Annotated in this window: 12 protein-coding genes; 5 read left to right on the forward strand and 7 right to left on the reverse strand. The window is 69.1% G+C overall.

Annotated features, from left to right (window positions below; translation table 11 throughout):
• The first annotated feature begins 46 nt into the window (after nt 1-46).
• From ACIO52_RS23915 to ACIO52_RS23925, 3 genes are all read left to right on the forward strand, one after another.
• On the forward strand, nt 47-832 hold the full coding sequence (locus tag ACIO52_RS23915; RefSeq protein ID WP_218719313.1) for an electron transfer flavoprotein subunit beta/FixA family protein: 786 nt from the start codon (nt 47-49) through the stop codon (nt 830-832).
• A 36-nt stretch (nt 833-868) separates the two neighbouring features.
• Nucleotides 869-1,825, forward strand: a complete 957-nt coding sequence (locus ACIO52_RS23920; protein ID WP_218719314.1) for an electron transfer flavoprotein subunit alpha/FixB family protein — start codon at nt 869-871, stop codon at nt 1,823-1,825.
• A 774-nt stretch (nt 1,826-2,599) separates the two neighbouring features.
• A complete protein-coding gene (locus ACIO52_RS23925) occupies nt 2,600-3,175 on the forward strand; it encodes a hypothetical protein (RefSeq protein ID WP_402646905.1) in 576 nt (191 codons plus the stop codon).
• Here the strand turns inward: ACIO52_RS23925 and ACIO52_RS23930 are convergent.
• Nucleotides 3,172-3,630 carry a GNAT family N-acetyltransferase gene (locus ACIO52_RS23930; protein ID WP_402646908.1) on the reverse strand — a complete coding sequence of 153 codons (459 nt, stop codon included), beginning with the start codon at nt 3,628-3,630 and terminating at the stop codon, nt 3,172-3,174. The genes ACIO52_RS23925 and ACIO52_RS23930 overlap by 4 nt on opposite strands.
• A 114-nt stretch (nt 3,631-3,744) precedes the next feature.
• Between ACIO52_RS23930 and ACIO52_RS23935 the strand changes: the two genes are divergently transcribed.
• On the forward strand, nt 3,745-4,704 hold the full coding sequence (locus ACIO52_RS23935) for an aminoglycoside phosphotransferase family protein (protein ID WP_402647000.1): 960 nt from the start codon (nt 3,745-3,747) through the stop codon (nt 4,702-4,704).
• Nucleotides 4,705-4,710: 6 nt separating this feature from the next.
• Here the strand turns inward: ACIO52_RS23935 and ACIO52_RS23940 are convergent, their stop codons facing one another.
• Nucleotides 4,711-5,565: a LysR family transcriptional regulator gene (locus tag ACIO52_RS23940; RefSeq protein ID WP_189027249.1), complete on the reverse strand. Its 855-nt coding sequence runs from the start codon at nt 5,563-5,565 to the stop codon at nt 4,711-4,713.
• A gap of 133 nt (nt 5,566-5,698) precedes the next feature.
• On the opposite strand from ACIO52_RS23940, the gene ACIO52_RS23945 reads away from it, so the two are divergent.
• Entirely contained in the window at nt 5,699-6,991 is a 1,293-nt protein-coding gene (locus ACIO52_RS23945; RefSeq protein WP_218719317.1) for an NAD(P)/FAD-dependent oxidoreductase, read from the forward strand.
• Nucleotides 6,992-7,052: 61 nt separating this feature from the next.
• Here ACIO52_RS23945 and ACIO52_RS23950 read toward each other — a convergent pair whose 3' ends face one another.
• From ACIO52_RS23950 to ACIO52_RS23970, 5 genes are all read right to left on the reverse strand, one after another.
• A complete protein-coding gene (locus ACIO52_RS23950; protein WP_402646913.1) occupies nt 7,053-7,823 on the reverse strand; it encodes an ATP-binding cassette domain-containing protein in 771 nt (256 codons plus the stop codon).
• A complete protein-coding gene (locus ACIO52_RS23955; protein WP_402646915.1) occupies nt 7,820-9,646 on the reverse strand; it encodes a dipeptide/oligopeptide/nickel ABC transporter permease/ATP-binding protein in 1,827 nt (608 codons plus the stop codon). The genes ACIO52_RS23950 and ACIO52_RS23955 overlap by 4 nt, the downstream gene beginning before the upstream one ends.
• A complete protein-coding gene (locus tag ACIO52_RS23960) occupies nt 9,643-10,584 on the reverse strand; it encodes an ABC transporter permease (protein ID WP_402646918.1) in 942 nt (313 codons plus the stop codon). The genes ACIO52_RS23955 and ACIO52_RS23960 overlap by 4 nt, the downstream gene beginning before the upstream one ends.
• A complete protein-coding gene (locus ACIO52_RS23965) occupies nt 10,581-12,116 on the reverse strand; it encodes an ABC transporter substrate-binding protein (RefSeq protein WP_402646921.1) in 1,536 nt (511 codons plus the stop codon). The genes ACIO52_RS23960 and ACIO52_RS23965 overlap by 4 nt, the downstream gene beginning before the upstream one ends.
• Nucleotides 12,117-12,303: 187 nt before the next feature.
• Entirely contained in the window at nt 12,304-13,398 is a 1,095-nt protein-coding gene (locus tag ACIO52_RS23970) for an Lrp/AsnC family transcriptional regulator (protein ID WP_402646924.1), read from the reverse strand.
• Between the last annotated feature and the right edge of the window lie 21 nt (nt 13,399-13,419).

Below are 13,419 nucleotides of genomic sequence, written 5' to 3' on the forward strand. Positions count from 1 at the left end.
TGCGGCCACCACACACGTGTACCCAGAAGGAGGTCGACGAAGACCGATGCCGAACATCGTCGTACTCATCAAGCAGGTTCCCGACACCTGGTCCGAGCGCAAGCTGACCGATGGTGACTACACCCTCGACCGCGAGGCCGCCGACGCCGTCCTCGACGAGATCAACGAGCGCGCCGTCGAGGAAGCGCTGCTGATCAAGGAGGCGCAGGGCGGCGAGGTCACCGTGCTGGCCGCCGGTCCGGATCGCGCCACCGAGGCCATCCGCAAGGCGCTGTCCATGGGTGCCGACAAGGCCATCCACATCAACGACCCGGCGATCCACGGCTCCGACGCCGTGCAGACCGCGTGGGTGCTGGCCGGCGCGCTGGGCCAGGTCGAGGGCGTCGAGCTGGTCATCGCCGGCAACGAGGCCACCGACGGTCGCGCGGGTGCCGTGCCGGCGATCATCGCCGAGTACCTGGGCATCCCGCAGCTGACGCACCTGCGCAAGCTGGCCGTCGACGGCGACAAGATCACCGGCGAGCGCGAGACCGACGAGGGCGTCTTCAAGCTCGAGGCGTCCCTGCCCGCCATCGTCTCGGTCACCGAGAAGATCAACGAGCCGCGCTTCCCGTCCTTCAAGGGCATCATGGCCGCGAAGAAGAAGGAAGTTCAGGTCTTCACCCTGGCCGATCTGGGCATCGACCCGTCGACCGTGGGCGTGGCCAACGCCGGCACCCAGGTCACCGGCTCCACCCCGAAGCCTGCCCGCACCGCGGGCGAGAAGATCGCGGACGAGGGTGAGGGCGGCAACCAGATCGCCACCTACCTCATCGGTCAGAAGATCATCTGATCCGGCCCGGTCCGAGACTTCGAAGGAGAAAGAACAATGGCTGAAGTACTTGTGCTCATCGAGCACGCCGACGGTGCCGTGAAGAAGGTCAGCACCGAACTGCTCACCGCCGCCCGTACCCTGGGCGAGCCCGCCGCCGTCGTGACCGGCCCGGCCGGTACCGCCGACAAGCTGGCCTCCGCGCTGGCCGCCGCCGGTGCCGAGAAGATCTACGTCGCCGAGTCCGACGACGTCGACGGCTTCCTGGTCACCCCGAAGGTCGACGTGCTGGCCGGCCTGGTCGAGTCCGCCTCGCCCGCCGCCGTGCTGGTCGCCGCCACCGCCGAGGGCAAGGAGGTGTCGGGCCGCCTCGCCGCGCGCATCGGCTCCGGCCTGCTCGTCGACGTCATCGGCGTCAACGCCGACGGCTCGGCCGTGCACTCCATCTTCGGTGGCGCGTTCACCGTCGACGCCAAGGCCACCGGCGACGTGCCGGTGATCTCGATCCGTCCGGGCGCCATCGAGACGGTCGCGCAGGCCGGTGCGGGCGAGCAGGTCGTCGTCGAGGTTCCGGCCCAGGAAGACGGCGTCGTCAAGGTCGTCTCGCGTGAGCCGATCGTGGGCGGCGACCGTCCGGAGCTGACCGAGGCGAGCATCGTCGTCTCCGGTGGCCGTGGTGTCGGTTCCGCCGACAACTTCGCGGTCGTCGAGGCGCTGGCCGACTCGCTCGGTGCCGCTGTCGGCGCCTCGCGTGCCGCCGTCGACTCGGGCTACTACCCGGGCCAGTTCCAGGTCGGTCAGACCGGTAAGACGGTCTCCCCGCAGCTCTACATCGCCCTGGGCATCTCCGGCGCCATCCAGCACCGCGCCGGCATGCAGACCTCGAAGACCATCGTCGCGGTCAACAAGGACGAAGAGGCCCCGATCTTCGAGATCGCGGACTACGGCATCGTGGGCGACCTGTTCAACGTCGCCCCGCAGCTGACCGAGGCCGTGAAGTCCCACAAGGGATAAATCGCTGAGGCGCTGAGCGCACTGCGGCCCCGTCCGGGTATCCCGGGCGGGGCCGCTTGCGTCTCGCGAGAGATGTCGTAGCCCGCGCTCTGCTGACACCGCTTCGGCGACTTCTGTCCGGGTGGGCTGCGCACCGTGGTGTGGCCGGTCGTCGTTGCCGCTGATCGAGGCGGTCGATTCACCTAATGCATGTCCCTGTCCGGTATCGACCGTCCTGACCTGCCCGAATTCATGACGTGGGAGCAGTTGGGGCAACTTCCGGATGAGATCGCCGGCCAGATCGAGCTCTGGGAGGGTCGGGTCGTCTGGCTGCGGCGTGGCCCCGGCGAGCATCAGATCTTCATGCGTCGGCTGACCAATGCGCTGGAGCGGTCCGCGGGAGACGACATGGCGGGGCACCCTGACCGTTGCTGGGTCGCCAATCTCGAGACGACCGTGTTCCTCGGTTCGACCGGAAAGTCGGACTTTGTCACCCCGGACTTCTTGATACACCGTTGTCTAGGTGGTCCACTGCACCCTGTCGACTGTCGACTGTCGACTATCGACTCGTCGACGAGTGGATCAACGATGCCGACGGCACGGTGTCATTCCCTCAACCTTTCCCGATCGAGGTCCCCTGGTCCGCGCTGGCCTTCTGATGTTTCGTGTCTCCGATGCGTCGAAGGTTTCTCCGGTGACCGGGGATTGCCGCGGCGTTTCGAGTGGAGGGCCGCCTTGTGGAGGCCGTGCGACCACTGCTGGAACGGTGGTCGAGCCGGTGGCTATGTTGTGCTCGTGGAGATGGTGTGGTGGGGCTGGTATCGGCGAAACTTCTTCGATGACAAGGAGATAGCCGCGCGTGACCGGTTGGCCGACGCCGGCAGTTCGGGTTTCGCGCCGCTGCATCAAGCCGCGTGGCACGGTGCGCCGGAGTCGGTCGTCGAACGACTGCTCGGGCTCGGGGCATGGCGGACCCTGCGGACCGCCGACGGCGATACCGCCGCGGACATCGCGGCCGCGCGCGGTAAGGATCAGCTGGCGGCTCTGCTCGCGCCCCGGTTGGTGCGCGAGGTCGACGCGACGGTGCCGGCTCAGCTCGAATGCCAGCTGCACGCCGTGATTCTGGGGCGAGTGCTGGACCTGTGCCGGAAGTGCGGCTTCCGACCGCCGCCGCTGACACCGCTGCTCGAGTACCCGGGCGCGACGCTGTGGGCGGCGATTCCGGGCATGTACGGCGGCTTCGCGATCGAGCTGGTCGCCGATGCGGACGAACTCGAGGTATCCAGCTGGTGCCGGGTGGCCGGTGGTTCGGGCCAACGGCATCGGGTTCGGCCGGACGGGTTCGACCTCGTCGAGGAAGGGTTCGTCTAGCCGGGAGCGTTCACCGGGCGGCCGAGCACCATCCACTTGTCCGGGTCGGTGAGGGTTTCGAAGCCGAACTTCTCGTAGAGGCCGTGGGCGTCGTGGGTGGCGAGCACGACGCGGCGCAGGTTGTCGGGGGCGAGGTGGTCGCGGATCGCGGCGACCAGCGCGACGCCGACCCCCTTGCCGCGTACCGCGCGATCCACGTACACATCGCACAGCCACGCGAAGGTCGTCCGGTCGGTGATCACGCGCGCGTAGGCGACCTGCTCGCCCGAAACACGGTCGTACACTCCGAAATTGAGTGATTCCGCGATGGCGCGGTCCTGCAGCTCGCGGGTTCTGCCCATGGCCCAGTACGAGTCGGTGGACAGCCAGGTGTGCACGCGGGCGGCGTCGATGCGGGCGGTCTCGGTGGAGACCTCGTAACCGTCGGGGATCTCGGGTAGTGGGGTGTCGGTCATCTGGGCAGAATCGCAGGCCGGATACCGCGCTGTCGAGCGGGTTTCGGGTCACCCGGATGCCCGGTGGGGCTCTCTCGGCACGCGGATCGGCATGGCAGGGTGGGGTGGGTGACGATGTTGCCGATCGAAGTGCCGCCGGAGGTCGAGGAGACGGTACGGGCGGTGTTCGGGGCCGCGGGGGAGCGGTGGCTGGACGACCTGCCCGCGCTGGTGAAAAAGCTCTGTGGGGCTTGGGAGCTGATGCTGATCGGCCCGGCGTTCGAGGGTGGGACGCACGCGTTCGTCGCGCCGGTGCGCCGCGGGGACGGGTCGGTGGCAGTGCTCAAGGTGCCGGTGGTCGACGAAGAGAACGCGGCGGAGGCGACCGGGTTGTATTGCTACGGCGGGGACGGGGCGGCGACGCTGTACCGGTTCGACGTCGACAGTGGCGCGATGCTGATGGAGTGGGCGCGGCCGGGGGAGCCGCTGCTGGAGCAGCCGGGGTTCCCGAGTCTGGAGGGCAGGCCGGAGAACACCGAGCGGGTCCGCCTGGCCTGCGGGCTGCTACGCCGGTTGCGGCGGGAGCCGGTCGACGTTCCCGAGGACTATCCGGCACTACCGATCGCGACCGACGTGGTCGCGCAGTGGACCGCGCGGCTCCAGCAGCCGGAACCCGAACTCGCCGAGGTCCTTCCGGACGCTCTGCGCGAGCGGGCACTGGCGTGGTGCGCGCGCCTCGCGGTTCCGGTGGGCCCGCTGCTCGTCGTCAATCGCGACACCCACCTCGGCAATATCGTTGCCGCCGAACGCGAACCGTGGCTGCTCATCGATCCGAAGCCCTACCTCGGCGAAGCCGCCTTCGACGCGGGCTTTGTGATCATGATCCAGGTGCAGTCCTCCCCGACCCCCGAGCACGCCCGTGCCGTCGTCGCCGCGACGGCACGTGACCTCGACATCCCCGCCGACCGCGCCCACGGCTGGGCCTTCCTGCGCGCGATCGAGGAGATCATCTGGTCGGTCGAGGACGACGATGCCGAGACGCTGCCGCTCCACTTGGCCGTCGCACACGCCCTGGCGAGCTCGCCCATCGGCTAGCCGCTCCTACCGCCGGTGCAACGCGTCCAGCAGGGTGTTCACGATCGGATTCTGGCGTGCGTCCTCACGCAGCACCGCCGACACCGGGATACGCAGGCGGTGGTCGGTGAGGTCCAGGGTGAGCAGCCCCTTGGTCGGGCCCTCGTAGAGGACCGTCCAGGACTCGGGCCGGTTGAGCAGTTCCATCGTGGCGGTGTGGTCGGGGGGAATCGGTGGACCGAAGGTGGGGCCGACCGGAAGATCGGCGAAGGCCGAGCGGATCAGGGTGTGCAGCAGGACCTGTTCCTGCTCGGGCGGGAGCAACAGCGGATAGGGACTGAGGTCGGCGAGCGTGACGACCCCCTTGCCCGCCAGCGGGTGACTGCTCGAGATCGCGATCACCAGATCCTCGACCCACAACTGCTCCACCGCCAGCCCCGGCTGATCCACACTGCCGCGGATCAGCGCCAGATCGCAGTCACCGTCGGCCACGGCCGTGATCCGCTGACGGAACGGCTTGATGACGTATTCGATCTCGGCGTCGGGGTGGGCGGCGCGGGCGGCGGCGATCGCGGACAGCGACCGGGCCGCGAACGACATGTTGGCGGCGAGCCGGATGCGCGGGCCGGTGGTGCGCACGGCGGCGCGGATCGCGGACTCCAGACTCAGCATCTGCTTGGCCAGCGGCAGCAGGCGCAGGGTGGCGTCGGTGGGGACGACGGCGCGGGTCGTGCGCTCGAACAGCTGGGCGCCGAGGTCACGTTCGAGTCTCGCGATCTGGTGGCTGATCGCGGATTGGGAGATGAAGCAGCGGCTCGCCGCGCGGCTGAAACTGAGCTCCTCACAGACCGCGACGAAGTACGCCAGCTGGCGAAGTTCCACCAGGTCCCTCCTATTGATTAGTTATACAGATAAGAGTCATCTTCAGTATGCGCCCAAACACTGGAAACATCTGCGTTCCGCATCGCGTTTACTCATATGAAAGGACTCATTACCGATCTTGGAGCGCGCGATCATGGAACACACGGATGTCGTCATCGTCGGTTCGGGCTTCGGCGGACTCGCCGCTGCCAAGCAACTGAGCAAGTCACGAATCAACTACGTCCTGATCTCGAGCACGCCCGAGCACCTGTTCCAGCCCCTGCTCTACCAGGTGGCCACCGGCGTGCTCGCGCCCGAGGAGATCGCACCGCCGATCAAGAACGTACTGCGCCGTCACCCCGAGGCCGACGTCCGGCTCGGCAAGGTGACCGCGATCGACGCCGAGGCCGCCGTGCTCACCTACGAGACCGCCGAGGGTACCCGCCAGATCGGCTACGGCTCGCTGATCGCGGCCACCGGCGCCAGCCAGAGCTACTTCGGCCGCGACGACTTCGCCGACAAGACCTTCTCGCTCAAGACCATCGACGACGCCCAGCGCCTGCGCGACCAGATCGCCTCGGTGTTCGCCGCGGCCGAGAACGCCGACGAGGCGACCCGGCGCAGGCTGCTCAGCTTCGTCGTCGTCGGCGCGGGCGCGACCGGCGTCGAGGTGGCGGGCCAGATCAAGGAACTGGCCAAGCGGCACTTCCACCAGGAGGTCTCGGTGACCCTGGTCGAGGGCGCCGGCGCGGTGCTGCCCCCGTTCGGCGGCGGGCTCTCGGAATACGCGAAGCGCTCGCTGACCGACAGCGGCGTCGAGGTGCTGCTCGGGACCTTCGTCACCGATATCGACGAGGGCAAGGTGACGGTCAAGGACGCCGAGGGCATCGAGCGCGGCATCGCCGCCGAGACCGTGGTGTGGTCGGCCGGCGTGCAGGCGGGCGGATTCGCGGCACTGCTGGCCGAGGCCACCGGCGCCGAGACCGACCGCGCGGGCCGGCTGCTGATCAACCCCGACCTGACCGTCGGCGGCCACGCCGACATCTTCGCCATCGGCGACATGACCTCGCTCAACGGCTACCCCGGCCAGTCCCCGGTCGCCATGCAGGAGGGTCGCCACGCCGCCGACATCATCCGGCGCAAGAAGGACGCGGGCACGCCGTTCGTCTACTGGGACAAGGGCAGCATGGCGGTGATCAGCCGCTTCAGCGCGGTGGTCAAGCTCAACGACCGCATCACGTTCAAGGGCACCATCGCCTGGGCGATGTGGCTGGCCGTGCACCTGATGTATCTGGTCGGCTTCCGCAACCGCTTCGCCGCGGTCGCCTCGTGGCTGGTGGCCTTCATCGGCACCGCCCGCCCCGGCTTCGCCGACGCGGCCGAGACGAAGGTCGACGCCCGACAGGCCGAGCACCAGCCCGACACGCGAGAGCACATCGCGGTCTGACCGAGACGACAGCGCCCCGTCATCACGATGACGGGGCGCTGTCGCTGTCGGTCAGCGGCGATCAGCGATGCGAGGTGGCCGCGAAGGTGGGCACGCTGGCCAGCAACGTGCGCGTATAGGCCGCGGCCGGAGCCTCGTAGATCTGGGCGCAGGGCCCGGATTCGACGAGCTTGCCGTGCCGCAGCACCGCCACCGCGTCACTGACATGGCGCACCACCGCCAGGTCGTGCGAGATGAACAGCATGGTCAACGCGAGGCGTTCGCGCAGATCGAGCAGCAGATTGAGAACTTCTGCCTGCACCGAGCAGTCCAGCGCGGAGGTGATCTCATCGGCGATGATCACCTCCGGTTCCACCGCCAGCGCCCGGGCGATCGCGATCCGCTGACGCTGGCCGCCGGAGAACTCGTGGGGATAACGCCCTGCTGCGCTGGGATCCAGCGATACCGTCGCCAGCCGTCGCCCGATCGCCTCGGCGTGTACGCGCGGATCGGCGCGGGTCGGGTCGATGGCTTCGGCGATGGCCCGCCCGATGGTCATGCGCGGGTTCAACGAGGCGTAGGGATCTTGGGACACCAGTTGCACGCGGCGCCGCAACCGGCGCGGTGACTTTCCGGTGAGTGACTGACCGTCGAGGGTGATCCGCCCGGCGGTGGGCGCCACGAGCCCGACCACTGCCTTGGCGATCGTCGACTTGCCCGAGCCGGATTCGCCGACCAGGCCGAGGGTTCGGCCGGTCGGCACCCGCAGGGTGACCTCGTCGACCACGGTCGTGGCGTGTCGGCCCGAGCCGTAGGCGATGCTGAGCCCGGTGATCTCGAGTCCTGTGGTCATCGCGTGGGAACCTCCTGTGCGGCCTCGACGACATGGCAGGCAACGCCGCCGATTCGCGGTGGCGGCTCGGCCGCGCAACGTGGCACCGCGAGCGGACACCGTGGCGCGAAGGCGCACCCGATCGGCCGGTCGGCGGGTGCGGGCGGGCGGCCGGGGATGGTCGCCAGCCTGCCTCCGGGCGCGCTGCCGTCGAGGGTCGGGCTGGCCGCGAGCAGGGCGCGCGTGTACGGGTGCCGAGCGCGTCCGGCGCGCAGTTCCGCAGCGGTCAGCTCCTCGACCACCCGCCCGGAGTACATCACCACCACGCGATGGCAGAGCGTGCCGACCACACCGATGTCGTGGGAGATGAACAACATTCCGGTACCGCGGTCATTGATCTCCCGCAGCAGGTCCAGGACCTCCGCCTGCACGGTCACATCGAGTGCGGTCGTCGCCTCGTCGGCGATGATCAACCGGGGATCGGGCAGCACCGCAGCGGCGATCATCGCCCGCTGCCGCATTCCGCCCGAGAGCTGGTGGGGATACTGGCCGAGCACTGTCTCCGGCTGCCGCACATGTACCCGGCGCAGGGCCTCGGTGGCCCGTGCCATAGCCTCGCGTCGTGTCGTCTTGCCGTGCACGCGTAGCACTTCGGTCAGCTGGGTACCGATGCGCAGCGCGGGATTGAAGGAAGCGGACGGGTCCTGGTAGACGATGCCGAGCGCGGTCGCCAATCGCGCCGGGTCGCTGTCGGTGCTCGTCAGGTCGAGCCCGTCCAGATCGAGGCAGGCCGCCCTGATGGTGAGTTCGTCGGGCAACAACCGGGCCACCGCCATCGCCGTCAACGACTTACCCGAGCCCGATTCACCGACGAGGCCGACGATCTCGCCCGGCGCCACCCGCAGTGAGACCGAATCGACCAGGCGGACACCACTGTCCAACTCGACGCTGAGGTCGGTGACCGTCAGCAGTGCGCCGGGCTCGGGAGCTTTCGGGGTGACCGGTGCGGTGACCGCCGGTGCTCGCCGCGGGGCGGTGCGCTCGCGCGGATCGATAGTGGCGGCGAGGCCGTCACCGATCAGCGAGGCGAACACCCCGGTGACCGTGATCGCGACAGCGGGACCCAGAGCTTCCGCCGGTGTGGTGTAGAGCGAGCGCAGTCCGCCGTTGAGCAGTGAGCCCCAGTCGAATTGGGGGTTCTGCACACCGAGCCCGAGGAACGACAGACCCGACAGCGCGACCAGCACCTGCGCGTACGCGGAGGAGAACAGCACTGTCAGCGGTCCGGCGATGTTGGGCAGCAAATGCCTGCTCATCACCCGCGCCGGTGAGACTCCGAGAAGTCTGGCGGTGGAGACGAAGTCGCGCCCGGCGACCGAGCCGGCGAGGTTGGCGGTGAGCCGTGCGAACGACGGCGAGCCGCCGAGCACGATGGCGATCACCGAGGCGGTCGGACCCGCGCCGAGAATGGTGGCGATCACCAGCGCCATGATCAGCGTCGGGGCGGTGACCATGATGTCGATGATCCGGAGCCCGACTTCACGGATCCGGGGCCCGGACACCCACACCGCGGTACCGATCGCGATACCGACGGCAGCGGCGAGCACGGTCGCCACGGTGGTCAACACCACCGTGAGCCGGGTCGCGACCAGGACCCGCGCCAACACATCGCGCCCGAGTGAGTCCGTCCCGAGCCAGTGCTCGGCGCTGCTCCCGCCGCGCACCGTGTCGGACATGGCGGTGGCGGTGTCGTGCAGCAGGGGCGGGGCGAGGAGGGCGACCAGGACGACGACGGCGAAGCCGACCGCGCCGGCCACCAGGGAGGGATGGGGACGAGTCTTCATCGGTTGCCTCCGGCGAGCGAGGAGCGCGGGTCGAGAATCGCCAGCGCGATGTCGACCAGTAGGTTCAGCACGGCGGCCAGCAGTCCGAGAACCAGGACGCAGCCCTGGATCACCGGGTAGTCGCGCACCAGCAACGCGTCGACCACCCGCTGGCCGATGCCTGGCCAGGCGAACACGGTCTCCACGATCACCGTGCCGCCCAGCATCGAGGCCATGACCAGACCGCTCAGGGTCATGACGGCAGTGAGCAGGTTGGGCAGTACGTGCCGCAGATACAGCCGTAGCAGGGGCAGCCGTCTACCGCGCGCGGTACGGATGTAGTCCTGGGACAAGACGTTTCCGGCTTCGCGTCGCACCACCCGTGCCATCACACACAGGCTGGGCAGGCTGATCGCCAGCACCGGCAGGATCAGCGACTGCGCGGTCTGCGCGCCACCCGCGGGCAACACCCCGAGCATGATCGCGAAGATCACCACCAGCGCCGTACCGACCACGTATTCCGGGACGGCACCGAGCAATCCGGTGGTCAGGGTGAACGCCCCGTCGGCCCGCCTGCTGTGTCGTGCCGCGACCGCGATGCCGAGTGGCAGCGCGACCGCGAGCACCAGGATCAGCGAGAACACCGCCAGCTCGGCGGTGAACGGCAGCCGCGTCGCGATCACGTCCGAGACCGCCTCCCTGGTCTGGAACGACCTGCCGAGATCACCCTGGGCCAGCCCCGACACGTAGTCGGTGAAGCGGGTGAGCAGCGGGCGGTCCAGGCCCAGTTCGGCCCGGATCCGGGCGATGTCGGCCTGGGTCGCGTTCTGCCCGGCCAGCGATTCGGCGGGGTCACCGGGAATGAGCTGGATCATGGCGAAGGTGACTACGACGAGCACCACGGCCACGGCGAGGAGTCCGGCCGCGCGGCGCACCGCGAAGCCGATCCACCCTGTCACGCGCCGATCCGCAGGGTGCTGAGGTCGATCTGGCCGTTGGGGATGTGTGCGCGCACACCGTCGGCGAAAACGTAGCGCACGTTCAGCGTCGACAACGGCACGATGTCGACGGCGCTGAGCAGCCCCGCCTGACCCCGTTGCCAGGCTGCGCATTTGGCCGTCTGGTCGGTGGTGACGACCGCCGCGCGCAGACCCTCGTCGAAGGCGTCGTTGTGGGTCGCGCCGTAGTTGCGACCCGCCGGCGGTTCGGCACCGGTGAGCAGGTTGGACGCGGTGAGCAGCGTGGTCGACAGCGACGCCATCACGTTGATGTCCCAGTCCCCGCCGGGTAGCACCGACGAGGCCCAGGTGTTGTTGTCGACATTGACCAGCTTCACCTCGGCTCCGGCCGCGCGCAGTGCCTCGGCGACATAGGTGTTGCCCGCGCCGTCGGCGATCGCGTTGGTGCCGGTCACCGTGATCTTCTTGCCTGCCAGAACTCGGGTGGCCGCCGCGAGGTCGTGCCGGGTCAGCAGGGCATCGTCGGTGTTGGCGCAGACATTGGCGGTGTCGTCGACATAGCTCTTCAGCAGGGTTCCCGAGCCGCCGAGGACCTTGTTGTAGGCCGGAGCGTCCATGGCCTGTCCCACGGCCTTGCGGAACTCCGCGTCGGCGCCCGGCTTGCCCGCGCGCTGGTTGAAGAACAGGAAGTTGCGGACCATCGGCGCGGTCTCGGTGTCGAAGCCCTGTGCCAATCGGGTCCCGTCGGGACCGGTGAAGCCGGCGAAGTCGAGCTGACCGGTCTGCAGGAGATTGGCCGCGGCGGATTCGCTCTTGACGATGCTGAGCTCGAGCGTGGCGGGGGAGCGGCCCGCCCGGTCGGCGGCGAAAGCGGGAAACGCGTCGAAACGCTCGCGCAGGGAGGCGATGTAGCGGGAGCCGCGTTCACTCGCTGTCAGAACGTAGGGGCCGGTGCCTGCGCCGACCACCGAACCGGTGGCCAGGCCGGTGGGGTCGTCCAGACCGGGCTGACAGATGATGCCCGAGTTGACCAAGCCCAGCGAGGGGAGCAACTCCGTCCAGGGCGTGGCCATACGTACCGAGACCGTGCCGGCCGCGTCGTCGCCGGTGATGGTGGTCTTGTCGCCGCCATTGGCCGGGCCGAACGTGTACGCCGCGCCCGGAGCCGTCTTGCGGAAGTACTCCAGCGATGCGGCGACCTGGCGCGCGGTGAGCGGGGCCCCGTCCGAGCAGGTCAGGCCCTGCTGCAAAGTGAAGGTGGCCTGCGTCGCGGTGACATCCCACGACGCGGCCAGGCGCGGGACGACGACGTTGTCGTCGTCGAGGCCGACCAGCGTCGAGTAGAGCAGCCGGTCGACGGCGTACTCGGAGGATCCGGCCGCCCGTGCGGGATCGAAGCTACCGACGTCGGAGGTCAGCGCCAGGCGCACCGTCCCGCCGGACGCGCCGCCCCGATCGGCGGTCTGCGATGTCGTGCACGCGGCGAGTGTCGCGACCGCCGCGACACACGCTGCGAAGAGGGGGCGTTTCATGCGAACTCCTTGATGCGTGAGGTGACATCAAGGAAGCAGCGTCGCTGCCGAACGCCGGACTATCGCAAATGTCGGCCATTGCGGGCGCGCTGGTGCCGAATACGGGCGGAGAAGGTTGTTTTGCCGAGGATAATCGCCACCGGCGGGGCCCGGCTCGCGCTGCGCGCCGGCGGCGGGCCGCCGGGTTCTATCGATCGGTGGGTGAGTCGGCCGCCGTGGCGCGCGTGCGCAGGGCATCGACGAGCGCGTCCTCGGCTCCGGAAGCCGTGCTGTCCGCCCAGCGACCGATCGGAATGTGGCGCAGGTAGCGCCCGTGGGGGTCGAGCAGGGTAGCGCCGATCTTCAGCGGCCACAGCGCCATCGACCGATCGGCGATGGCGAGGTCCGGCATGGCTTCGGTGAGCCGCGCCTCGAAGGCGGGCATATCGGCCATTGTGCGCAGCCAGACGTTGAAGATCAGATTGCGCGGCCCGGTCATCGAGTAGCACATGCGGGTCTCGCGCATCGCCGCGATCGCGTGGCCGATCTCGGCGGCCCGCGCCAGCGGCGTTGCGGCCCAGAAGGTGACGCTGAGCGGCCAGCCCGACGCGAACCGCGCCACTTCGCAGCGATAGGCGATGGCGTTGTCGTGGTCGAGTCGCGCCAGTCGCCTGCGCACGGTGGTCGGGCTCATCCCGGTGCGCTCGGCCAAGGTGGTGACCGACTGCCTGCAGTCGCGACTGAGTTCGGTCACCAGCGGGATGTCGGCGGCGTGGATGGAGCCGTAACCGGGCGTGCGGCGCTGGGTCTGCGCCGACAACGCGGTGTGGGCCATCCGGGTCCGATCGAGCCGCCAGCGGCTGCCCTCGGTGAACGAGGTGGTCACCACCTGCGAGCGGGTGGTGACCACACCGGCGAGGGCGCCGAGCCGGAAGGTGACATAGCGGGCCAGGGACGCGTGGTCGAAGAAGGCCGCGGTGATCATCAGGTCGCGCGCACCCGTGGTGAGTTCGACGGTCACCAGGTTCACATCGAGGGCGAGTTCGGCCGCTACTTCATGCAGACGTCCTGGAGCACAGTCGATTTCGATGACGGCGAGGATCGGCGACACGCCGTCGATGCTGAGCGGATAGCAGGTGAGCCAGGCCAGGCCCTCGCTGTGCAGCCGCGCCCAGCGGCGTGCCGCGGTGGAGCCGTCGATGCCGAGGGCACGTCCGATCTGCTGCCACTGTGCCCGCGGCGCCACCTGTAGGGCCGCCACCAATTCGTAGTCGAGCTCGTCCAGCGTGGCGGAATTCTGCATAGTTGGGCCTTTCAACGGCGA

Origin of the sequence: Nocardia sp. NPDC087230 (genome assembly GCF_044744725.1) — a bacterium.
In the GTDB taxonomy this organism is placed as follows: Bacteria; Actinomycetota; Actinomycetes; order Mycobacteriales; family Mycobacteriaceae; genus Nocardia; species Nocardia canadensis.